Annotated in this window: 24 protein-coding genes; 12 read left to right on the top strand and 12 right to left on the bottom strand. The window is 60.3% G+C overall.

The features are described 5' to 3' along the window. Genes IE188_RS00115 through IE188_RS00105 form a run of 3 tightly spaced genes read left to right on the top strand, consistent with a single transcriptional unit; the run spans position 1 to position 2,327 of the window. Positions 1-489, top strand: coding sequence for a YIP1 family protein (locus IE188_RS00115; protein WP_191284450.1), 489 nt, complete (start codon positions 1-3; stop codon positions 487-489). A 3-nt stretch (positions 490-492) separates the two neighbouring features. Beyond that, a complete protein-coding gene (locus IE188_RS00110) occupies positions 493-1,092 on the top strand; it encodes a YIP1 family protein (RefSeq protein WP_191284449.1) in 600 nt (199 codons plus the stop codon). Positions 1,093-1,106: 14 nt separating this feature from the next. Then, complete coding sequence (locus IE188_RS00105) at positions 1,107-2,327, top strand: cysteine desulfurase (RefSeq protein ID WP_191284447.1); 1,221 nt, start codon at positions 1,107-1,109, stop codon at positions 2,325-2,327. A 16-nt stretch (positions 2,328-2,343) separates the two neighbouring features. On the opposite strand, the gene IE188_RS00100 is transcribed toward IE188_RS00105, so the two are convergent. The 9 genes from IE188_RS00100 to guaA all read right to left on the bottom strand — a co-directional run bounded on the left by IE188_RS00100 (position 2,344) and on the right by guaA (position 10,970). After that, positions 2,344-2,961 carry a TetR/AcrR family transcriptional regulator gene (locus IE188_RS00100; RefSeq protein ID WP_191284446.1) on the bottom strand — a complete coding sequence of 206 codons (618 nt, stop codon included), beginning with the start codon at positions 2,959-2,961 and terminating at the stop codon, positions 2,344-2,346. Then, complete coding sequence (gene ppk2 / locus IE188_RS00095) at positions 2,954-3,823, bottom strand: polyphosphate kinase 2 (protein ID WP_191284445.1); 870 nt, start codon at positions 3,821-3,823, stop codon at positions 2,954-2,956. The genes IE188_RS00100 and ppk2 overlap by 8 nt, the downstream gene beginning before the upstream one ends. Before the next feature lie 74 nt (positions 3,824-3,897). Continuing rightward, positions 3,898-4,836 carry a homoserine O-succinyltransferase gene (locus IE188_RS00090; protein WP_191284444.1) on the bottom strand — a complete coding sequence of 313 codons (939 nt, stop codon included), beginning with the start codon at positions 4,834-4,836 and terminating at the stop codon, positions 3,898-3,900. 46 nt (positions 4,837-4,882) lie between these two features. Then, complete coding sequence (locus IE188_RS00085) at positions 4,883-5,743, bottom strand: ATPase (protein ID WP_191284443.1); 861 nt, start codon at positions 5,741-5,743, stop codon at positions 4,883-4,885. A gap of 160 nt (positions 5,744-5,903) precedes the next feature. Next, complete coding sequence (locus tag IE188_RS00080; RefSeq protein ID WP_191284442.1) at positions 5,904-6,962, bottom strand: OmpP1/FadL family transporter; 1,059 nt, start codon at positions 6,960-6,962, stop codon at positions 5,904-5,906. A 178-nt stretch (positions 6,963-7,140) separates the two neighbouring features. Next, on the bottom strand, positions 7,141-8,031 hold the full coding sequence (locus tag IE188_RS00075) for a DMT family transporter (RefSeq protein WP_191284441.1): 891 nt from the start codon (positions 8,029-8,031) through the stop codon (positions 7,141-7,143). Then, the gene (locus tag IE188_RS00070; RefSeq protein ID WP_229836347.1) at positions 8,028-8,285 is read right to left on the bottom strand and encodes a putative quinol monooxygenase; all 258 of its coding nucleotides are present in this window, start codon (positions 8,283-8,285) and stop codon (positions 8,028-8,030) included. Before IE188_RS00070 ends, IE188_RS00075 begins: the two co-directional genes overlap by 4 nt. Positions 8,286-8,356: 71 nt before the next feature. Beyond that, complete coding sequence (locus IE188_RS00065) at positions 8,357-9,106, bottom strand: FkbM family methyltransferase (protein WP_191284439.1); 750 nt, start codon at positions 9,104-9,106, stop codon at positions 8,357-8,359. 304 nt (positions 9,107-9,410) lie between these two features. After that, complete coding sequence (gene guaA / locus IE188_RS00060) at positions 9,411-10,970, bottom strand: glutamine-hydrolyzing GMP synthase (RefSeq protein WP_191284438.1); 1,560 nt, start codon at positions 10,968-10,970, stop codon at positions 9,411-9,413. A 186-nt stretch (positions 10,971-11,156) separates the two neighbouring features. Here guaA and IE188_RS00055 point away from each other — a divergent pair, with 186 nt between their 5' ends. Next, entirely contained in the window at positions 11,157-12,701 is a 1,545-nt protein-coding gene (locus tag IE188_RS00055; RefSeq protein WP_191284437.1) for a trimethylamine methyltransferase family protein, read from the top strand. A 91-nt stretch (positions 12,702-12,792) separates the two neighbouring features. Here IE188_RS00055 and IE188_RS00050 read toward each other — a convergent pair whose 3' ends face one another. Further along, a complete protein-coding gene (locus IE188_RS00050; RefSeq protein ID WP_191284436.1) occupies positions 12,793-13,089 on the bottom strand; it encodes a DUF6477 family protein in 297 nt (98 codons plus the stop codon). 246 nt (positions 13,090-13,335) lie between these two features. Here IE188_RS00050 and IE188_RS00045 point away from each other — a divergent pair, with 246 nt between their 5' ends. After that, a complete protein-coding gene (locus IE188_RS00045; protein WP_191284435.1) occupies positions 13,336-14,433 on the top strand; it encodes a DUF6456 domain-containing protein in 1,098 nt (365 codons plus the stop codon). Here the strand turns inward: IE188_RS00045 and IE188_RS00040 are convergent. After that, a complete protein-coding gene (locus IE188_RS00040; RefSeq protein ID WP_191284434.1) occupies positions 14,427-14,786 on the bottom strand; it encodes a hypothetical protein in 360 nt (119 codons plus the stop codon). The two genes, IE188_RS00045 and IE188_RS00040, sit on opposite strands and share 7 nt — an antisense overlap. 252 nt (positions 14,787-15,038) lie before the next feature. On the opposite strand from IE188_RS00040, the gene IE188_RS00035 reads away from it, so the two are divergent. From IE188_RS00035 to phoB, 7 genes are all read left to right on the top strand, one after another. Beyond that, the gene (locus tag IE188_RS00035) at positions 15,039-16,079 is read left to right on the top strand and encodes an ATP-binding protein (RefSeq protein WP_308442424.1); all 1,041 of its coding nucleotides are present in this window, start codon (positions 15,039-15,041) and stop codon (positions 16,077-16,079) included. Between the two features lie 144 nt (positions 16,080-16,223). Then, complete coding sequence (locus IE188_RS00030) at positions 16,224-17,276, top strand: substrate-binding domain-containing protein (protein ID WP_191284432.1); 1,053 nt, start codon at positions 16,224-16,226, stop codon at positions 17,274-17,276. An 85-nt stretch (positions 17,277-17,361) separates the two neighbouring features. Next, positions 17,362-18,828 (top strand): phosphate ABC transporter permease subunit PstC, encoded by a 1,467-nt coding sequence (gene pstC, locus IE188_RS00025; protein ID WP_191284431.1) that lies wholly within the window; start codon positions 17,362-17,364, stop codon positions 18,826-18,828. Continuing rightward, positions 18,825-20,180 carry a phosphate ABC transporter permease PstA gene (pstA, locus tag IE188_RS00020; RefSeq protein ID WP_191284430.1) on the top strand — a complete coding sequence of 452 codons (1,356 nt, stop codon included), beginning with the start codon at positions 18,825-18,827 and terminating at the stop codon, positions 20,178-20,180. Before pstC ends, pstA begins: the two co-directional genes overlap by 4 nt. Positions 20,181-20,223: 43 nt before the next feature. Further along, positions 20,224-21,021, top strand: coding sequence for a phosphate ABC transporter ATP-binding protein PstB (pstB, locus tag IE188_RS00015; RefSeq protein ID WP_191284429.1), 798 nt, complete (start codon positions 20,224-20,226; stop codon positions 21,019-21,021). Positions 21,022-21,041: 20 nt separating this feature from the next. Beyond that, positions 21,042-21,773 carry a phosphate signaling complex protein PhoU gene (gene phoU / locus IE188_RS00010; protein WP_191284428.1) on the top strand — a complete coding sequence of 244 codons (732 nt, stop codon included), beginning with the start codon at positions 21,042-21,044 and terminating at the stop codon, positions 21,771-21,773. Next, positions 21,770-22,459 (top strand): phosphate regulon transcriptional regulator PhoB, encoded by a 690-nt coding sequence (gene phoB, locus IE188_RS00005; protein WP_191284427.1) that lies wholly within the window; start codon positions 21,770-21,772, stop codon positions 22,457-22,459. The genes phoU and phoB overlap by 4 nt, the downstream gene beginning before the upstream one ends. A 32-nt stretch (positions 22,460-22,491) precedes the next feature. Here phoB and IE188_RS16865 read toward each other — a convergent pair whose 3' ends face one another. Beyond that, a complete protein-coding gene (locus IE188_RS16865; protein WP_407648167.1) occupies positions 22,492-22,635 on the bottom strand; it encodes a hypothetical protein in 144 nt (47 codons plus the stop codon). Positions 22,636-22,938 lie beyond the last annotated feature (303 nt).

Here is a 22,938-nt window from a genome sequence, read left to right as displayed (position 1 = left end):
ATGTCCGTGATTGATGATGTGATCCGCAGCTACCGCGCCCCGCGTGCGGTGTTTCGGCGCAGGCTTGATCTGGGCACGCGCGAAGACAAGGCGCTGGCCGTCCTGATGGGGGGGTGCCTTCTGGTTTTTGCCGCCCAATTGCCCCGTCTGGCCCGTGTCGCGCATGAAACGGGCGAAGACCTGAACATGCTGATGGGGGGCACCATGCTGGCATGGATCTTCATCATGCCGCTGGCCTTCTATGTGATCGGCACCCTCAGCCACATGCTGATGCGGCTTGCGGGCGGCAAGGGTACGGCGTTCGGCGCGCGGTTTGCCCTGTTCTGGGCGCTTCTCTGTGCCACGCCGCTGTGGCTTCTTTGGGGTCTTGTGGCTGGCTTCATTGGTGAGGGCGTGCAAATGAGCCTGACCGGCGCGCTTGCCCTGTTGGCATTCCTTCTGTTCTGGTCCATCAACCTTCGGGAAGCGGAACGCGGGGTGGAAGGATGAACCATGCGGCTTGAACCTGGGTATCTGTTTGGTATGGCGCTGCAAACGGTGCCGGAACCACGCAAGGTCGCGCGCGATCTGTTCGACCTGAACCTTCCGCGCGAGACATTGTGGACCGCGCTGGCGCTGGTCGTGGTGGTGAATGCCGCCCTGGGTGTGCTGGCGGGAATGATGTTTCCGCTTGATGCCGCACAGGTGGGATCCGTCCTGTCCAGCCCGGTCCTGCTGGGCGTGATCGAGGCGTCGTTCATGTTCGGGTTGGCCTGGGGCATATATGTGATCGGGCGGATGTTCGGTGGGCAGGGCAGCCTGTCGGACGCCATCATCACCGTCGTCTGGATGGAATTCATCTTTCTGATGGTGCAGGCCCTGACCTTGCTTCTGACCGTGTTCGCACCGGGTCTGGCCGCGATCACCATGATCGCCTCGATCTTCCTGTTTTTCTGGGTGCTGAGCCATTTCACCACCGAAAGTCACGGCTTTGCATCCACAGGTATGGTCTTTGCGTCGATCCTGGGCTTCATGATCCTGACGGTCTTTGCCCTATCTTTCCTTCTGGTCCTTCTGGGTGTCGAACCGGCGCCGATGACCCTTCCCAACTGATCGGAGCCCGCGTCATGTTCGATATCAACACAGTCCGGGCCGACTTTCCCATTCTGTCGCGGCAGGTGAATGGCCAGCCTCTGACCTATCTGGACAATGGCGCTTCGGCGCAGAAGCCGCAGGTGGTGATTGACGCCGTGACCCGCGCCTATGCCGAGGAATACTCCAATGTTCACCGTGGGTTGCATTACCTGTCAAACCTGGCGACCGAGAAATACGAGGCTGTTCGGGGAATCGTCGCGCGCTTTTTGAACGCCGGTTCGGACGACGAGATCATTTTCAACTCTGGCACCACCGAAGGTATCAACCTTGTCTCATATGGCTGGGCCGCGCCGCGCATGCAGGCGGGGGACGAGATCATCCTGTCCACGCTGGAGCATCACGCAAACATTGTGCCCTGGCATTTCCTGCGCGAACGCCAAGGCGTGGTGCTGAAATGGGTCGACCCGGAACCGGATGGATCACTGGACCCGCAAAAGGTGCTGGACGCGATCACCGACCGCACCAAGCTGATCGCCGTCACCCAATGCTCGAACGTGTTCGGCACCGTGGTGGATGTGAAAACCATCTGCACGGAGGCACGCGCCAGGAATGTACCGGTATTGGTGGATGGCTCACAGGGGGCCGTGCATATGCCGGTCGACGTGCAGGATATCGGCTGTGATTTCTATGCGATCACCGGGCATAAGCTCTATGGCCCCTCCGGGTCGGGGGCGATCTATATCCGGGCCGATCGACAGGCCGAGATGCGGCCCTTTTTCGGCGGCGGTGACATGATCAACGAGGTGACGAAGGACAATGTCACCTATGCCGCACCGCCCTTGAAATTCGAGGCCGGCACCCCGGGCATCGTGCAGACCATCGGTATGGGCGTGGCGCTGGAATACCTGATGGATCTGGGCATGGACAACGTTGCCGCCCATGAGGCCGCACTGGCCTCCTATGCGTCTGAACGGCTGGCCGGGCTGAATTGGGTGAACGTGCAGGGCACCGCCCCCGGCAAGGCGGCGATCTTCTCTTTGACGATGGAAGGTGCCGCGCATGCGCATGACATCTCGACCATTCTGGACAAGAAGGGCATCGCGATCCGGGCGGGCCACCACTGTGCGAAACCGTTGATGGAGCATCTTGGCGTATCGGCAACGGCGCGGGCGTCGTTTGGGCTTTACAACACGAAAGACGAGGTGGATCGCCTGATTGACGGGTTGGAGCTGTGTCACCGCTTGCTGGTCTGACCGGCAGCTGAGTGCATCAATCGTCCGGCCGAATCAGACCCAAACCACGCAGATAGATCCCGATCCCGCTTTCCAGAAGCTCTTCGGGCGGGAAGGGGCTTTTCTGCCCTGGACTGCCACGCCCGAACAGCTCGACCACGCCGTGGCTCATCGCCCAGATATGGGCGCTGACCATCCGTGCGGGGGGGCGCTTGTTTTCCGGAATGTTTTCGGCCAGACGCTCGGCGGCCTTTTCCAGAACCCCCATTGCACGCCCGGCCACGCGGGCCAGTTCGGCGGAATGGTTGGTGGAGATCCCGCTTTCAAACATCGAGATGTAATGGCCGGGATATTTGCGCGCGAAGGCCAGATAGGCCCGGCCCGTAGCCTCGAAACTGGCCAGGGCGGATGGCTGGCTCTTGTCATAGGCATAGACCATCAGATCGGCAAAAATCTCGTATCCCTGACGTGCAGCCTCGGCGATCAGGTCGTCGCGCCCGGCAAAGTGGCGATAGACGGCGGCAGGGGTCACGCCAGCCTGTTTGGCTGCTTCGGACAGGGTGAAGCCGGTCGGGCCTTTCGCCTCGATCAGTTCAAGGGCTGCATCGACCAGCGCCTGCCTGAGATTTCCGTGGTGATAACCGCGTTTAGCCATCCCAAACCTCTGGCCCACCGCTGATCCTGCTGTCTGGCGCATGCGCGACGTTCTTGTCTTTACCCGCGTATTCAATGCCTTGCAGAACGGAACGAATGGCGGCAAGACGCGCACGTTTCTTGTCGTCTGACCGCACAATGGTCCAGGGCGTGCGTGGGCGATGGCTGCGATCAAAGGTTTCCTTGATTGCGTCGGTATAGGCGTCCCACCGGTTCAGACCTTCGACATCAATCCAGCTGAGTTTCCACTGTTTCAGCGGGTTCTTCTCGCGCGCAAGGAAGCGCCGCAATTGCTCGGCGCGTCCGACATTCAGCCACAATTTGACGAAATGGATGCCTTCATCGACCAGCATGTCCTCGAAATCGGGAAGCTGGCGAAAGAAGGCTTCGCGCTCGGCCTCGGTGCAAAAGTCGAACACCTTCTCAACCACCGCGCGGTTGTACCAGGATCGGTCGAACAAAGTGATTTCACCTTCGGTCGGCAAGTGTTTGACATAACGTTGGAAATACCACTCTCCCGCTTCGCGGTCGGACGGTTTGGACAAGGCCACGACCCGCGCCACACGCGGGTTCAGGTTTTCACGAAATCGCTTGATCGTGCCGCCTTTGCCTGCCGCATCGCGCCCTTCGAAGATCACCACGACGCGCTTGCCCGTGGCTTTCACATCGGCCTGCAGTTTGACCAGTTCAAGCTGAAGCGCCTCGATCTCGGCCTGATAGATATTCTTGTCCATCCGGTCGTCATAGGGATAGGTGTCCGACAGGATGTCTTTCTTGTGACCCTCTGCAATCGCCTGTCTGACCGCATCCGGTGCAGTCTCATGAAAAAATTTCGAGATGGCACCATCGAACGGCAAAGACATACGCAAACTCCTGATTTCACGCCATTATGGGGCGAAGGCCGCGGGTTGGCAATCGCCAGACGACCCCGGCCGGGTCAGTTGCGGCGGTCTTGTCTGGTTTCCCCGATCTGGTCGATGTCGAACGGCGTGGTCAGATACATCTCGCTGATCCAGTTGGCGTAAAGCAGATGCGCATGGCTGCGCCACCGGTTCTCGGGCTGTTTCGTCGGATCGTTGCCGGGATAGTAATTGATCGGCACGTTGATCGGTGCGCCCTTGGCGATGTCACGGTCATATTCACCCTTCAGCGTGCCCGTATCATATTCGAAATGATTGAAGATATAGAGCGCGCGATGCGCCGTATCTTCGACCAGACACGGCCCGACCTCGTCCGATCCCAACAAGGTTCTCAGCCCGTCAGCGGCATCAATTTCGGCCTGCCGCATCTCGGTCCAGCGGCTGACGGGCACCACGCAAGTGTCTGAAAACCCGCGCAGATAAGGCGAAGCGGGATCAAGGTTCTTTTGCGGAAAGCATCCGAAGGCCTTGGCCTCCAGTATATGTTTCTTGACCTTGTGGAAGTGATAGATCATCGCCATCCCCCCCCAGCAAACGCCGAAGGTGGAGTGCACGTTCGTCTGCGTCCAATCGAAGATCTGGCTGATTTCATCCCAATAGGTGACGTCTTCGAAGGGCAGATGCTCGATCGGCGCGCCGGTGATGATCAACCCGTCGAACTTCTGATCGCGCACGTCCTCCCACGGCTGATAGAACGCACCGATATGCGCCTGACTGGTGGTTTTCGACGTATGCTCGGACGGGCGCAAAAGGGTCAGTTCAATCTGCAACGGATGTGCACCGATCAGCCGAGAAAACTGGGTCTCGGTCTCGATCTTCTTGGGCATCAGGTTCAACAGCGCAATCCGCATCGGGCGAATGTCCTGTTTGTCGGCCTGATCTTCGGACATGACCATCACGCCCTCGTCCTTCAGCACATTTGCTGCGGGCAGGGATGAGGGTATCTTGATCGGCATGTCAGATGTCCTTGGTCAACAACAGAAGGTTTAAGATAGGTGTGGATCAGGCGGCGTCAATCGCCGTGGCGATCATCGCCGTGAAATCCTGCGGCGTCTGGATCGCGGACACCTCGTGAGCGCAGAGCGACACGCCATAGCGCGCCATGTGTTCATATAGCGGCTGACGATGGGCGAGCGCCTGCGCATAGGTCCAGCGAATGAAGGAATCGGGTTCAACTTCGTCGGCTTTCAGACTGTTTTTCAACAGATAATCCTCCCACACCCGGGCCAGGAACTCGGGTTGATAGGCCATCGGTTTGGGGTCGCGGTCGAAGCGGTCGATCAGATGTTGGGTATGGGCCTCGTCCCCCCTGAGCCAGACCAGAAGGCAATGCTGGCTTAGCTCAGCGATCAGGGGGTCGTTTTCGCACAGGGCCGGATCGATCCATTCGCAGATCGACCCGCCGGTGTCGCAGATGAAATGCGGATAGCCATAGATCTTTTCGGCCCGTTCGATGAAATGGCCGGTGTCCATCAAGGCGGCGGTTTCGGCTGTGCGAAATTGTGACTGGCGGCGGCGATATTCCTCGATCGGCAGCCCGCCCTTGTCGGGGGCTCCGGGTTTGCCCAGATAGGTGGCCATCGGGGTCAGGTGGTCGAACCGGATCTTGGGCGCGATGCGGATCGAATCCGACAAAAGCAGGTCGCGCAGAAAGGGCACCTGCATCGCCTGGGTTTTCAGGTTGTCGGTGATGTATTCGTCCATGTACCGGGTGCCGATCCGGTAGTCGATCGAGTAGTGGAACCAATCGCCCTGTTTGCGCAGCATTGTCGACAGAAAGGTCTTGCCCAAGCCGGACATGCCAAAAAACAACACCCGCTTATGCGGAGCATCCAGCCAGTCCTGCGCGTTTTGATACAGCATCGTTCACCCGGTTATTTTGGTCCTTGGTAAGGGGCCAGGACGGGCGGGTCAAATGGTTCGCATCATCCTGCGAAGGCAGGGGAAAAGAAAACTCGGCGTGAAACGAAAAACGCCCCGCGCATCAGGCACGGGGCGTTTACAAAGGTCTGCTGGGTGTAGCTCAGAAACGCAGGCCCATTTTTACGCCGACAGCCACGGCGCTGCCACCGTCATAGACCACGGGCAGGCCACCCGATGTCACCGTTTTGGTGTCGAACTTGGTGTATTGTACACCCGCCGAAATGTCGTAATTGCCCTGGGTGTATTTGGCACCCAGTGCGATCGAGCGTGATGCGCCTGCCGGTGCCAGGAAAGTGGTGCCGGTGTCCGACCCGCCTTCATACCCCAGCGACAGCGACACCGACCAATTGTCGTTCAGACGGCGCCCGATGCCGAGCTCATAAGATGTAATGTCCTCGACAAAGTTCACCCAGTTGGCGTCCCCGAAAGCCGGGCCGGTCGTATCCAGCGAGATACCATCCCATTTTGCGTGACGGATCGAACCGAACAGCAATGTGTTTTCAGCAATACCGGTCTGGAAATCCAGATTGATGGCTTCCGGCATCTCAACGGAACCGGTCACAGCATCCACTCCGAACGGCGTGGCGCGTACGCCAGTCAGCGCATGATCGACCGCGGTGAAATAGGTCAGGGCAACACGCAACGCGATCTCGGGTTTTTCATAGGCCACGCCGACAAGACCACCCCATTCGGTGCCGCTTTCCGCGCTCAATGCCCCAAGGCTCGAAATGATCTCACCCGAGACTTTCTGGGCGCGCACACCGCCGTGGACCGAGAACCCATTGCCCATTTCATAGCGCAAAATACCGGTCAGAGCCGAGCTTTTGACCTCGGCCATTCCCGGGGCCAGAGGGGGGTCGATATAGGAGATGCTGGCGCCATAGGGCTGGTCCCAGATCAGTGCAAGGCTCAGGTTGTCGCTCAACTGGGTCTTGTATCCCAATGAGAACATCGAGAAATCGACGGCCGACTGGCTGATCGGAAAGACACCGGCGGCGGTGCCTTCGATGGTCGGGCTGACATTGACATATGAGAAGGACAGGTAGTTGCCTTCCTCAAACAGGATCGAAATGTCCTGGTCAGACCGATCAATCCCCGCCTGTGCGGTGGTCGCTGCCGCGGTGAAAAGCGCAGCGGTTGTGAGTGTTAGTTTGTTCATCATTCCTCCCGTGAACCACAAACTGTCCGATAAGTGGGTTACATAATCCAAGGCTATTTGTCGCAGTTGATCTTGGTCAATCGTTACCTTGGGTAAGATCGTTCGACGGGGTTTATAAGCCGTAAAAAGATGTGGAAAGGACACGGTTTTTCGCCCCGGCACGGTCGGCAGGGTGCGATCACAGGTTGTGCAGATTGGTTTTGCGCCGCACGGGCGATGCTTCGGCCCGTAGGTTGACCAGGTTGGCCAGGACAATCAGCCCGCCGCCTGCGATCAGCGCCCAACCCAATGGTTCGTCGTAAAACACCGCACCGATCAGGGCGATCAGCGGCAGGCGGGTAAAGTCGATCGGGATCACCACTGACGCGGGCGCCAGGGACAGCGCCGTGGTCAGACAGGCATGGGCCAACAGCCCCGCGCAGCCGATCAGCACCAGCCAGGGTGCGGTGCTTTGGTCGGGCAGGGAGATGTCCATATCATGGCCCGCCGTCACCAGCCCGAACACAAGCTGGGTCGCAGTCAGCCAGAACAGGATGCCCAGCGTGGTCTCGGACCGGGTCAGGCGACGGGTGAACATCGCGGTAAAGGCGAAACAGACAGCCGACAGCGCCGCCGCTCCAAGCCCCACCGACAATCCACCACCCGACCCGGGTTGCGCGATGATCAGGATCCCGACAAAGCCCACCGCTGCGCTGAATGCGCGGGACCGCGTCAGCCGTTCACCCAGCACCAGCGGAGACAGCGCCGCCACCCAGAGCGGCGAGGTGAACTCCAGCGCAAAGACCTGTGCCAGGGGAATGGCGGTCAATGCGAAAAACCACAGGTTCTGCCCTGCAAAATGGGCGAGGTTGCGCACCAGATGCAGCGGCGTGTTGCGGGCAGAGACCTCGGCCCATCGCCCGCTGACGGTCAGGATGGTCAGGATAATGACAAACCCAACGCAGGAGCGATAGAGCATCAGTTCGAACGTATCCAACTGATGACTGACCGCGCGCCCGGCAATGGCCATCGCGGTGAAAGAGGCGATTGCCCCTGTCATCCACAGCGCGGCACGCAGGGTCGGCGTCATGCAGTGACCTCGTTGATCTCGTAGCGGCGCGGAAGGCCCACCGTGACGTCAGCCCACGGGCTTGCCGCGCTGCGGACCTGATGCGCGTCGAAAGCGGCGCGCGACGCGAAAAGCTCCGACACCTGAAAGCGACCCGGATGTGTCAGGTCTTCGGTGACGTCAAAGCGCAGGCACCCAGGTTCAGCCCGCGTCAGAGCGATATGGTCGGCAAGCGCGGCCCGGACCGCAGGCAGTCGGGCGGCGGGAACATCCATATATCCTGTCAGGCTGATCCTGGGCATGGGGGCAAGGTATCAAACGATCACGGTTTTGAAAGCGGAAAGGGTCAGGCCGCTGCCGCCAGCCTGCGCCGCTCGAAGATCACATTGGCATAGGGGGTGTTGCGGTCGAAAGGCTGCCTGTTGCCTCGGTCATCCAGCGCATGCACCTCATAATCGACGCAAAGCCCGTCAAGCACCTGAAACAGCAGGTCGCGTGTCGAATCGCCCGCGTCAATCCTGTATTCCATCAGGATCGGCGCGGTGTTTGTTTTCAGGAAACCTTGCCCGCCGCGCAGGACATCCAGCTCTGCCCCCTCCACGTCAATCTTGATCAGCCTGATCCGGTCCGCAATTCGTGACCGGTTGACATAGTCGTCCAGCGTCAGGGCCGGCACCCATTCAAACGCCGTGTCGCCCGCGGTGGCCGCCCACTCCGCATGCAAGGAGTTCGCACCCCGGTTCCCGTCCCGCAGATGCAGCTTCACAAACCCGTCCGCCCCCGTATCCGCGCAAAGTGCGACCACATCCACGCGGGCTTTCACATCATTCAGGGAGATGTTCCTGAGAAGCAGGGCCGCGTTGTCTTTCGACGCCTCGACCGCCGCAAGTTCGCAGCCAAGCTCGCGACAGATCGGTATGCTGGCCGTCCCGATATTGGCGCCGATGTCCAGGATCACATCGCCACGGGCCAGACCAAGCTGCCGCGCCACGGCGTGGACGGTCATCTCAAACGGTTCGTTGCGAATATAGGTCTGAAACCCGATGTGATCGTTCACATCAACCAGCAGTCGAGTGCCGTTCCAAGCTACGGTCATTAACTTAAGTCGGCATCGGAAGGGTCTGATTTTCCTGATGTAATTCGGATCGAAAAAGCGCGACATGCGCTGGACAGCCGGGCGATGATGAAATCTGCGCAGCAGGGCCAGCACCGGCCGGACTCGCATATGTGCCGTAAGGCCCGTGATCATCCGCACGAGGATTGCCTTCATGTCTTGCGCTTTCATACTGATTGAACCTGAGCGGATCATATTCCGTCAAAGCTGCATTGCGCAATGTAATATACAACTCAAAGGTGAGGGTGGATCAGGCGGTGCAGAAACTCTGCAACACCCGAAAGGCTTACTCCCACTCGATCGTGCCGGGGGGTTTCGAGGTCACGTCATAGGTCACACGGTTGATGCCTTTGACCTCGTTGATGATGCGCGTGGCGGTTTCGCCCAGAAACTCGTGGCTGAACGGATAATAATCCGCCGTCATCCCATCCACGGACGTCACGGCGCGCAGCGCGCAGGCGTAGTCATAGGTGCGCCCATCGCCCATCACGCCCACGGTGCGGACGGGCAGGATCGCCACGAAGGCCTGCCAGATTTCGTCATACAGGCCATGTTTGCGGATCTGGTCGATATAGACCGCATCGGCTTCGCGCAGAATGTCCAGTTTTTCGCGGGTGATCTCTCCGGGGCAGCGGATGGCCAGGCCGGGGCCGGGGAAGGGGTGGCGACCGATGAAATGGGCAGGCAGACCCAGTTCGCGGCCCAACTCGCGCACCTCGTCCTTGAACAACTCACGCAGTGGCTCGACCAGTTTCAGGCCCATCTTTTCCGGCAGACCGCCCACATTATGATGCGATTTGATGGTAACCGAAGGTCCGCCCGAGAAACTTACGCTTTCAATCACGTCCGGATAAAGGGTGCCCTGCGCCAGAAACTCGGCCCCTTCGATCTTGTCCGCGTGTTTCTGGAACACGTCGATGAACAGACGCCCGATGATCTTGCGCTTGGTTTCCGGATCGGACTGCCCGTCAAGCTCGCCCAGGAACAGTTCCTGCTCGTCCGCGTGGATCAGTTGCATGTTGTAGTGGTCGCGGAACATGGTGACGACTTCTTCGGCCTCACCCTTGCGCAGCAGGCCGTGGTCCACGAACACACAGGTCAGCTGATCGCCGATGGCTTCGTGGATCAGCACCGCGGCAACCGAACTGTCGACACCGCCGGACAGACCGCAGATGACCTTCTTGTCGCCCACCTGTTCGCGGATCTGGCGGATCGCCTCCTCGCGATAGGCGTCCATGGTCCAGTCGCCCTTGAACCCGGCCAGACGCACAAAATTTTCATACAGCTTCGCGCCTTTGGGGGTGTGGTGGACCTCTGGGTGAAACTGCACCGCATAGAAGTGTCGCGACAGATCAGCGGTGATCGCGAACGGGGCGCCGGGCGATGTGCCGTAAACCTGAAACCCCGGTGCAATTTCAGCAACATGGTCGCCGTGGCTCATCCAGACCTGTTCGACCCCGTGTTCAAACCAGCCGTCCAGCAGATCCAGCTTGGCTTCCGGGGTGACATAGGCGCGGCCAAACTCGGCGGTGCCATGACCGCTGACCACCTTGCCGCCCAGTTGCGTCATCATCGTCTGCTGCCCATAGCAGATGCCCAGAATCGGCACGCCGAAATCGAAGATCTCTTGCGGGGCGCGGGGGCTGCCCTCGCGGGTCACACTGTCAGGGCCACCGGACAGGATGATAGCTTTCGGGGCCATCTCGCGCACGAAGTCCATCGTGACGTTCTGAAAGGGGTGAATTTCGCAATAGACGTTCAATTCGCGCAAACGACGCGCGATAAGCTGCGTCACCTGGCTGCCGAAGTCGATGATAAGAAGGCGGTCGTGGCTCTGATCTGTCATGCAAACCGATTAGGGCAGGGGCGGGGCGGGCGCAAGTCCCGCCGTGCCCAGGCAGGCGGCTCGACGGACATTTTTTCGACCTTTTCCCGCCGGATGTCGCTTTTGCCCCGCGAAGGACGCTTGCGAGCGGATTTGACCGGACCCGCAGGATATTCACAGATCAACAGGACAGATTGGAGGACATCCATGACCGAGGCACCCACCCGCCGTCGTGGTCGCGGAGGCGGCGGCGCAGCCCGTCGCGCGGAACGCACCGCCGTACGCATCGAATGCGCCAAGACGATTGCGCGCAACATCCCGAACCTCGAAATCCTCAATGACGAGGCGTTGGAGATCATTGAACACAATGCCGAAACGGTGCTGGAGGAAGTTGGCGTCAACTTCGTCGAGAACCCGGCAGCCCTTGAGCGTTGGAAAGACGCCGGGGCCGATGTCAGCGGTGAACGGGTCCGTATCCCGCGTGGATTGGCGCGTGAACTGTGCAAGACCGCGCCCAGCAGCTTTACACAGCACGCCCGCAACCCCGAACGCAATGTCGAGATCGGTGGCAACAACCTGGTGCTGGCCCCGGTCTATGGCCCCCCGTTCGTGCGCGATATGGCCGGTGGGCGGCGCTATGCCACGATGGAGGATTTCCGCAAGTTCGTGAAACTGGCCTATATGTCGAAATGGCTGCACCATTCCGGCGGTACGGTCTGCGAACCGACCGATGTGCCGGTGAACAAGCGTCACCTGGACATGCTGTTGGCCCACATGACCCTGTCGGACAAGCCTTACATGGGGTCCGTCACGGCACCCGAACGTGCGCAGGACAGCATCGAGATGTCCGAGATCCTGTTCGGAAAGGACTTCGTGCAGCAAAACACCGTGATGACCTCGCTGATCAACATCAACTCGCCCATGCAGTATGACGACGTGATGATGGGCGCGATGGAGGTGTTCGCGGCCAACAATCAGGCCTCGATCATTTCGCCCTTCATCGTGGGCGGCGCGATGGCACCGGTATCGGTGGCCGGCACGCTGACGCAGGTGCTGGCCGAGGTGCTGGCAGGTGTCGCCTATAGCCAGCTGGTGCGCAAGGGCGCGCCGGTGGTGGCGGGTACATTCGTGTCCTCGATCGACATGAACTCGGGCGCGCCGACCTTCGGCACCCCAGAAGCGGCGCATATCACCTATGGCGCGGGGCAGTTGTTCCGCCGCCTGGGGCTGCCCTACCGCTCGGCGGGATCGTTCAACGGATCGAAACTGCCGGATGCACAAGCCGCTTATGAGACAGCAAACAGCCTGAACATGGGTCTGTTGTCGGGTGTGAACTTCATGTTGCACGCCGCAGGCTGGCTGGAAGGCGGGCTGGTTGCAAGCTTCGAGAAGTTCGTGATGGACGCCGATCAGTTGGGAACGCTGCATCATCTGGCCAAAGGCATCGCCGTGGACGAGAACGCGCAAGCAATGGACGCCATCCGCGAGGTTGGGCCGGGCGGGCATTATCTGGGTTGCGCGCACACACAGGCGAACTTCAAAACCGCGTTCTGGCGGTCCGAGCTTCTGGACTACAAACCGTTCGAGACCTGGGAAGAGGAGGGCGCGCGCGACACCGAATCCCTGGCCGCGGCGCGGGTCGAGAAATTGCTGACCGACTATCAGCAACCCGGAATGGATCCGGGCATTGCCGAAGGTCTGCGCGATTATGTCGAGGCCAAGAAAGCCTCGATGCCGGATGCCTTCGGCTAAACTGGAATCGTTCGCGATCCGTTCTTGTCGGTTAACGACCTGCTAAGGGGGCTTAACGGCCCCCTTAACTAATCGTGATCCAAGGTGATCCTTATCGAACCTCTCGCGGCCCCTGAGGCAGCAAGCGCAGTTCAGACATCAGGGCAATCAGCACCTCGACATGATGGGCGATGGAATAGGATGCATCCCCCGATTTGCGGGTGTCTTCCAACCGAGCTTCTTCCTGCAACAGCTCGTCAATTGCGGTCGCAGGGCTGGGGGTCGCGGCTGTTTTCATGAGCTTTTTCAAATCTCTGTCCCGGTTGTAATCTACCAAACCGAACCGCGCGGCGCGCACAAGCAAACGCGGACGACGAAGGGCTTTGATGCAGGTGAAGGGGTCGGTCATGGGGGTATCCTTTCAATGATTCCCCCTGATCGTTGCACAACCTAAACGGGTGTTGCGCCAAGCCACCGCCGACCGTGCGCGGCCTTTAACAATTCTTACCGCTTCGGCAACAATCCTTATCGCAGGCCGATTAGGTTAACGAAACGCTAACCAATCGAATGATAGGTCTAACCGGCTAAAATTCAACCTGCGGTTGCGCGGTGAATGATCGCGAAGCGCACGGAACGCCAATTGGAAGGGGCTTGAATGCAAAACGCGACGCCATCTGGGATCGAACACAACTCTGTACTGCGCTGGCTGCCGGACGAGGTTCACCTGTATCTGAAACACACGGAAAAGGGCACGTCAATTCGCTCTCTCGCGCGGGATATGGGGGTTCATGCGTCGACGGTGATGCGCCAGGTGCGCAAGACCGAAGCGCGCCGCGATGATCCCCTTGTCGATGCGCTTCTGACCCGTCTTGGGGCAGGGGTGCGGGATGGTCAGGCCGATCTGGACCCTGCCGATCACCGGCAGGATGACACGATGGAAGACCCGGTATCGCCGCATATGATGCGTCTGCTCAGGGCGATGATGAAGGATCGGGCGGTGATGGTGGTCAGCCAGGGGGTGGACACAGCCGTTGTGCTGGCCGCCCGCGACGATGGCGATCCCGTAACTCTGGCCAAGGGACCGACCGAGGTCGTGGAGGTCATGGCCCTGCGCGGTTGGATCGAAGGCAACACGCAGGGGCGGATCTGTCGCTATCACATGACCGCAGAAGGTCGCGTCGCCTTGAACCGCATGCTGGCGCAGGCGGAAAGCCGCGCCACCGGGTTTGCCGAGGCTCAGACCCCCTTCATGGGTCTGGCGGGGGATGGTACGCGGGGCAAGGCCGCCCGGAGCACGCAACGGACCCGGCGTCCGATCGGGGCGGACAGCCCGGTGCGCGTCCTGGGGCGCGCGAAAGGCGCGCAGAAGCCTTATCTGTCGCCCGATCTGGTGCGCGCCGCCGAACGGTTGCACCGCGACTTCGCGCTGGGTCAATGCGCGGTCTCGGGGTTGAACAGTTGGGATCGGGTGCAGGCTGCCGGGCAGGGGCAGGGGCTGGCGGTGCGGGCGGGCCACCCCTCGGACCGCAAGCTTGATGCCCGGCGACGGTTCAGCGACGCGATCACCGCACTTGGCCCGGAGCTTGGGCAGATTGCCATGGCGGTCTGTTGCCATGAACGGGGGATGGAGCGGATCGAGGCTGATATGGCAATGCCGGCCCGGTCAGGAAAATACCTGTTGCGCGTCGCGCTCAGCTATCTTGCGCGCCACTATGATCAGGTGGCGGGCGACGATCATGATCTGATTTATTGACCCGACACCGGTTGTGCGCTGCTCATGAAACTGATCAGCGCCTCCGGCGTCACAATCCGGCAATCAAGTTTCGGATAGAGTTGCTTCAGCTCACGCCGGATCACCGCAGGGTTGGGCAGCGTATCGGCGCGCACCAGATATACGCCCTGAAACCCGATGGCGTTCAGGTGCTGCCCGATTTCGATGCAATCTGTCTGCGCACAGAACAGGGACGACGTCACAAGGTCGACGCGGGTCTGATCAAACGCATCGCGCGACATCCGAAAGAACGCTTCGCAGGACATAGGGGTAACGCGGCAGACCTGATTCAGTCGGTCGTCTGCGACGGGATCGTCGCCTAGTGCCAGGAGCATTGGTTTATCACTGCGTCGTTCAGTCATTACACGTTACCAGATTGAAATCTCTCACAGTTCTGAACACCATTTCCCGGCGCCGCGGGCGGTTGTCGCAGGCCTTCACATCACCAATTCGATTTACACATATAAGGCGATCCGGGGGTTTGCAATTCCCGCTTTGCGATGGGCGCTGCATTTTTTTGGGGTTTGACCTGCTGCCGATATCCCGCCATCCCTAAGACTGACGCAACAAGTCGGAAAGGGATCTGTGTGCCTACGTCAAGCGAAGTCCTGCATGCCTTACCCTTGCCCGCGCTGGTGGTGGGGGGCGATCGGCGCATCGCGGACCAGAACGCGGCCGCGAGCGACCTGTTTCGGGGGGATCTGACCGGGCGCCATCTGGCGACGGCCATCCGCCAACCTGCCTTGCTTGACGCGGTTGAGGCTGTGATCGAAGGCACCACATCCACCACGGCCCGCTATCTTGTGACAACGCATGGTCAGGAACAGATCTTTGATGTCCATATAGCGGCGCTTGAGTCCGATCACTCCGTTCTCATGGCCTTTGTGGACACCGCGCCACAGGAAGAGGCGGGGCAGATGCGCTCGGATTTCGTGGCAAATGTCAGCCACGAGCTGCGCACGCCGCTAACCGCACTGACCGGCTTCATTGAAACCCTGCGCGGCCCGGCCCGTGACGATGCCGCGGCGCGTGCCCGGTTTCTCAACATCATGGCAGAAGAAGCAGGGCGCATGAACCGGTTGGTCACGGATCTTCTGTCGTTGAGCCGGGTCGAGGACATGGCCCGGATGCGCCCCACTGATCTGGTCGATCTGGATCAGGTGATCGCGATGGTCGCAACGACGCTTGGCCCGGCGGCCGCGGACCGGCAGGTCGAACTGGTGATCCAACCGTGCGACGAGCAGCCCGTCCTTGTGACAGGGGATCGCGATCAACTGACGCAGGTCGTGACCAACCTGACCGAGAACGCGATCAAATACGGGCGCGAGGGCGGGAATGTGCGGATCACCACCCGCGCGCTGGAACAGGTGCCCGCCTTCAAGGGACCGGGTGTCGAGGTTTCGGTCGAAGATGATGGCGATGGAATCGACCCCAAGCATCTTGGGCGGCTGACCGAACGCTTTTATCGTGTCGACACCCATCGCTCACGCGAAATGGGTGGCACCGGTCTGGGCCTTGCCATCGTCAAGCATATCGTGAACCGCCATCGCGGTCGGCTCAGGATCGAAAGCGCCATGGGGCAGGGCAGCACGTTCACGGTCACTCTGCCTGCGGCCGCAGCGGGTTGAGCTTTCGGTCCGCATGAAATCCGGCAAACCCCGGCGGTTTGTCACATTACTTTTACAAATTCGACACAAAAGTTTTGATCAGGACCCATAGGACAGGGGCATGTCGTCCGAGCGGGCGATGACACAGACAGACAGGAGTTCATCATGTCCTTTGCCAAACTGACCGCCTCCACCCTGGCGATTGCCGCCGCCTCTGCAACCGCAGCCTCTGCCCGCGATCAGGTGCAGGTGGCCGGGTCGTCGACAGTGCTGCCCTATGCGTCGATCGTGGCCGAAGCGTTCGGGGAAAATTTCGACTTCCCGACACCGGTGGTCGAATCGGGCGGCTCGTCCGCCGGGTTGAAGCGGTTTTGCGAAGGGGTGGGGGAAAACACCATCGACATCGCGAACGCCTCGCGCAAGATCAAATCGTCCGAAGTTGACGCCTGCGCTGCCGCGGGTGTGACCGACATTGTCGAGGTGCGGATCGGTTATGACGGCATCGTGTTTGCCAGCCAGATCGACGGCCCGGATTTCAGCGCCTTTGAACCCATCGACATCTTCAATGCGCTGGGTGCCAAGGTGGTGGTCGACGGTGCGCTGGTCGACAATCCTTACAATCAGTGGGCCGAGTTCAACGCAGCCCTGCCCGCCGCCGACATCGCCGCCTTCATCCCCGGCACCAAGCATGGCACCCGCGAGGTGTTCGAAGACAAGGTGCTCTTGGCCGGATGTGAGGCCGCAGGCGCCTTTGACCTCTATCTCGAAGCCGCCGAAGGCGATGACGAGAAAGCCAGGAAGAAAGCCGCCGAGAAGGCCTGCATCTCGGTGCGGACGGACGGAAGATCGGTCGATATCGACGGAGACTATACCGAAACGCTGGCCTCGATCTCGTCCAATACCGATGGCATCGGCATCTTTGGTCTGGCGTTTTACGAAAACAACACCGACACGCTGAAAGTGGCCACCATGTCGGGGGTTCTGCCTTCGACCGAGACCATCGCAAGCGGTGCATACCCGGTGTCGCGTCCGCTCTATTTCTACATCAAGAAAGCCCATATCGGCGTGATCCCCGGCCTGAAAGAGTTCGCCGAGTTCTTCGTCGCGGACGAGATCGCCGGCCCGGATGGTCCGTTGTCCGAATACGGTCTGGTGGCCGATCCCGAATTGGCAGCGACACAGGCCGCCGTGGCTGCCGAAGACGTGCTGACCAACTAAAAAACAGCGGTGCGGGGCAGGGGTCCCGCACCGCTTCACCCCGCAGATCCAGCAACGGAACTGCACAGATGGCGAAGAGTTCCCCATGTCCGCATTCTGGCTTCTCGTGATCATTCTGGCGCTGGCGGTGCTTGGCTTTGTTCTGGGCCGTGCCCGGGCCCTGGCGTCGGTGGGGGGGGATCGGCGCAAACTGCATTCTCTGCCCAGCTTTTATGGATACAACGTAGCGATGCTGGCGCTGGTGCCGGCACTTCTGGTGCTGTGTCTTTGGGTGATCCTGCAACCCATCGTGATCCACGCCAGCGTGGCCGGGGCGATCCCCGAAACCCACTATGAAAGCTCGGGCCAGTTGAACCTTGTGATGAGCGATGTGGCCCGTGTCGCCGAAGGCCTGGACGAAATGGTGCGCCAGAATGTGATGACCCGCGAAGGCATTGCCGCACTTGATGCCGACAGCACCGATCTGCGCGCGCAATTGGCACAGGTCGGCGTCGCGCTGGGGGGCGAGGTCAGCCCCACCATCCTGAGCGCCGCGCAGGCTTTGCGCGCGCGAAGCGAAACAGGCACCCTGGCCTTGACCGTGGTTGTCTTGATCATCGCGGCAGGCGGCTTTCTGTTCGCGCTGCGCAGCAGCACCGGCGATTTTCGTGCCCGCAACAGGGTTGAGTCCGGCGTGAAGCTGTTGCTGATCGGGGCGGCGTCGCTGGCCATCCTGACCACGATCGGCATCGTCCTGTCGCTGGTGTTCAACACGATCAACTTCTTCGGCATGTTCCCGATGACCGATTTCCTGTTCGGCACGGTCTGGAGCCCGGAAGGGCGCGGCGGGTCCGAGCATCTGGGCATCCTGCCGCTTTTGTGGGGCACACTTTACATATCGCTGGTCGCACTGCTGGTCGCGGTGCCGATCGGGTTGTTCGCGGCCATCTATTTGGCCGAATACGCAGGCAAAACCACCCGCGCCGTTGCCAAACCCTTGCTGGAGGTGCTGGCCGGCATTCCCACCATCGTCTATGGCCTGTTCGCCCTGACCGTGGTCGGGCCGATGCTGGTGGGCGTCTTTGGTGCCGATGGGCTGGGCTGGATGCAGGGCGCACGGTCGGTGATGACGGCGGGGCTGGTGATGGGCATCATGCTGATCCCCTTTGTCAGCTCGTTGTCGGATGACATCATCAACGCGGTGCCGCAGACAATGCGCGATGGATCCTACGGGTTGGGGGCCACGCAATCGGAAACCGTGCGGCAGGTGGTGTTGCCCGCCGCCCTTCCGGGCATCGTGGGCGCGGTGCTTCTGGCCGCCAGCCGCGCGATCGGTGAAACGATGATCGTGGTGATGGGGGCAGGGGCTGCGGCCCGGCTGGACCTGAATCCGTTTGCGGCAATGACCACCGTCACCGCCAAGATCGTCAGCCAATTGACCGGCGACAGCGACTTCGCCAGCCCCGAGGCACTGGTGGCTTTCGCCCTTGGCATGACACTGTTCATCCTGACCCTCGGCCTGAATGTCCTTGCGCTCTACATCGTGCGCAAATACCGGGAGCAATACGAATGACCGACGCAAGCCTTGCCGGGACGCCTGAACCCCGTGCGACCTCCTCGATCCTGACGGTCGATGACCGCACCCGAAAGCGCAACGCCGCCGAGGCCCGGTTCCGCGCCTATGGCATTGCCGCCATTGCGGTGGGTCTGGTGTTCCTTGTGGTGCTGGTCAGTTCGATCCTCTTCAAGGGCGCGGGCGCGTTTCAGCAAAGCTTCATCACCCTGAATGTCGACCTTCAGGAAGCAAAACTGGACAAGTCCGGCACCCGTGACATCGAGGCCATCAAGAAGGTGACGACTTTCGGTTACAACCCGCTGATTGATGACGCCTTGGCCCGCGCCATCGCAGATGCTGGTGCTGAAAACCCGTTCACCAAGGGCAAAGACCTGCGCAAGATGATCAGTTCGGGCGCGGCGGCGGACATTCGTGACCACGTCATTGCGCACCCTGAGCAGATCGGGGAAACGGTGGCGTTCAAGCTGCTCGCCTCGTCGCGTGTTGACGGCTATTTGAAAGGCCGCGTGACCCGTGACAGCCTTGCGCGGGACAAGAACCTGACGCCCGCACATCTTGATCTTGTCGACGCGCTGCAAACGGCCGGGCTGGTGACAAAATCCTTCAATCTGGATTTCATCACCGGGGCGGATGCCTCGGAAAGCCGCCCGGAACAGGCTGGGATTGGCGTGTCGATGCTGGGCAGTTTTTATATGATGCTGGTGGTGCTGGCCTGTGCGCTGCCCATTGGTGTGGCTGCCTCGATCTATCTGGAAGAATTTGCGCCACAGAACAGGTTCACCGACCTGATCGAGGTCAATATCGCAAACCTTGCCGCCGTGCCGTCCATCGTGTTCGGCATCCTTGGCCTTGCCGTGTTCATCCAGTTCGCACATCTGCCCCAATCCGCCCCGCTGGTGGGTGGGCTGGTCCTGACCCTGATGACCTTGCCAACGATCATCATTTCGACACGTGCCTCGCTGAAATCGGTGCCGCCCTCGATCCGCGAGGCCGCCCTTGGGATAGGGGCCTCGAATATGCAGATGGTGTTCCACCATGTCCTGCCGCTGGCCATGCCCGGCATCCTGACCGGCACCATCATCGGTCTGGCACAGGCGCTTGGCGAAACCGCGCCCCTGCTGCTGATCGGGATGGTGGGCTATATCGCCTCGAACTATCCCGATGGCTTGATCGAAGGGTTCATGGCCCCGAACTCGGCGATGCCCGCACAGATTTATGAATGGGCCAAACGCGCCGATCCCGCTTATTATGAACGGGCGTGGGGCGGCATCATCATCCTGCTTCTCTTCCTGATGAGCATGAATATCATCGCAATCATCCTGCGACGCCGGTTCGAGCGCCGCTGGTAAGCGGCACGACGCACGCCGCAACGAAAGATGAAAGACCGACCACATGAACGACATGAAAAGTATCGAAAGGACTGCATCGATGCAGGACATCAAGATCACGGCAAAGAACGTGCAGGTCCACTATGGCGACACCCACGCCATCAAGGATGTGTCGGTCGACATTCAGGACAACACCGTCACCGCCTTCATCGGGCCGTCAGGCTGTGGCAAGTCGACCTTTCTGCGCTGCCTGAACCGGATGAACGATACGATCGACATCTGCCGGGTCGACGGCGATATTCGGCTGGATGGCGAAGACATCTATGACAAGCGCGTCGATCCCGTGCAGTTGCGCGCCAAGGTGGGCATGGTGTTCCAGAAACCCAACCCGTTCCCCAAGTCAATCTATGACAACATTGCCTATGGCCCGCGCATTCACGGCCTGGCCCGCAACAAGGCCGACCTTGACGAGATCGTCGAGAAATCCCTGCGTCGCGGCGCCATCTGGGACGAGGTGAAAGACCGCCTGCACGCGCCCGGCACCGGACTGTCCGGCGGCCAGCAACAACGCCTGTGCATCGCCCGTGCGATTGCCACCGAACCTGAAGTGCTGTTGATGGACGAACCCTGCTCGGCACTGGATCCGATTGCGACCGCGCAGGTCGAAGAACTGATCGACGAGCTGCGCCAGAACTTTTCCGTGGTGATCGTCACCCACTCCATGCAACAAGCCGCACGGGTCAGCCAGAAAACCGCGTTCTTCCATCTGGGCAACCTTGTGGAATACGGAGAGACGGATCGGATATTCACCAACCCGACCGACCCGCGCACCGAAAGCTACATCACCGGCCGGATCGGCTGACCACGGGGCAGGAGACCAACATGACCGACCAACATATCGCATCCGCCTTCGACCGCGACCTTGAGGACATTCAGGCCCATCTGATGAAAATGGGCGGCATGGTCGAGGACGCCATCCGCCAGGGCGCCAGATCACTGAAAAACCGGGACGAAGAACTGGCCGCCAAAGTGCGCCAGAACGACAAGAAGATCGACGCGCTGGATTTGCAGATTCAGGAGGATTGCGCCCGCGTCCTGGCCCTGCGTCAACCGATTGCCTCGGACCTGCGCACGGTTCTGACGGTGATGAAGGTCGCCGCGAACCTGGAAAGAATTGGCGACTATGCCAAGAATATGGCCAAACGCACCACGGTTCTGGTGCATATGCAGCCCATCGACGGCGCCTCGGGCGCGATCAAACGGATGGCGGGCGAGGCTCAGCAGATGCTGACTGATGCGCTGGACGCCTATATCCGCCGCGATGCCGATCTGGCGCAGGATGTGCGCCAGCGTGACCTTGAAATCGACCAGATGTACAACGCTTTGTTCCGTGAGTTTCTGACCTTCATGATGGAGGATCCGCGCAATATTTCATCCTGTATGCACCTGCATTTCATCGCAAAGAACATCGAACGGATGGGGGATCACGTCACCTCGATCGCGGATCAGGTGATCTATCTGGTGAAAGGCGAAATGCCGGACGAGGCACGCCCGAAAGGCAACGCGCCCAACTACGAGATCCCGGCCACCACCGACAGCGGAGCCAAGGCATGAGCGCCGACACGCCCTGTGTGCTGCTGGTGGAAGACGAACCGGCCCAGCGGGAAATCCTGCGCTACAACCTTTCTGCCGAAGGCTATGATGTCACCCTTGCCGAAAACGGAGATGATGCGTTGATCCTGATCGAGGAGGTCACGCCCGATCTGGTTTTGCTGGACTGGATGCTGCCCGGCGTGTCGGGCATCGAGATTTGCCGCCGCCTGAAAACCCGCAAGGACACCCGGATGATTCCGGTGATCATGCTGTCAGCCCGCTCGGAAGAGGTCGACCGCGTGCGCGGGCTGGAAACCGGCGCGGATGATTATGTGGTCAAGCCATTCTCGGTCAGCGAGTTGATGGCCCGCATCCGCACCCAGTTGCGCCGCACCCGGCCTGCCGCCGTCGGCCAACGGCTGGAGTATCAGGACATCGTGCTGGACAGCGAAAGCCACCGCGTGACGCGCGCGGATCGCGAGGTAAAACTCGGCCCGACGGAGTTTCGCCTGCTGTCCACCCTGATGGAAAAACCCGGTCGGGTGTGGAGCCGCGAACAACTGCTGGACCGGGTCTGGGGGCGCGATGTCTATGTCGATACGCGTACGGTTGATGTGCATGTCGGTCGCCTGCGCAAGGCCTTGTGCCGGGATGGCGGCGCCGATCCGCTACGCACCGTGCGCGGGACTGGTTACGCTCTGGGGTAGGGGGCGACCGGGTAGGGGCGAAAACCCCGCCCTTAGTCCTTCCCGGTCGCAGGTGATCCATGCGGGGCGCTTCCTTCTGTGTCGACATCAGGGCTTTGCAATAGCGCGCGAGCCAGAAACGTAAACAGCGACACGAAAATTCCGACACCCACCAGAATATAGAACACCGTGAAGATCTTGCCCGCAGAAGCACGGCTTTCACAAATCGCATCAATGTCAGACCAAAGCTCAACAAGGCATCATCACCCGTTCGACAAAAAACGACCGGTCGCAAATCTACAAAGGAAAAGACAGGTCAAGTTGATTCGACCGAAGGATTGCGCAGACCGATATCAGTTGGCGTAGGGATCACCCGTTAACACACTGATATCCAGTGATAATCTCACGTCAGGGCAGTGCGCAGCAATGCGCGCCCTTGTTGCAACCAAGTAGAAATGTCACCTGGTTCGCAAAGCAGAAATGTCACTCTGAGCGCAACG

The sequence above is a fragment of the Aliiroseovarius zhejiangensis genome, from assembly GCF_014656375.1.
GTDB lineage: Bacteria > Pseudomonadota > Alphaproteobacteria > Rhodobacterales > Rhodobacteraceae > Aliiroseovarius > Aliiroseovarius zhejiangensis.
This window is presented reverse-complemented; position numbering and strand designations above follow the sequence as displayed.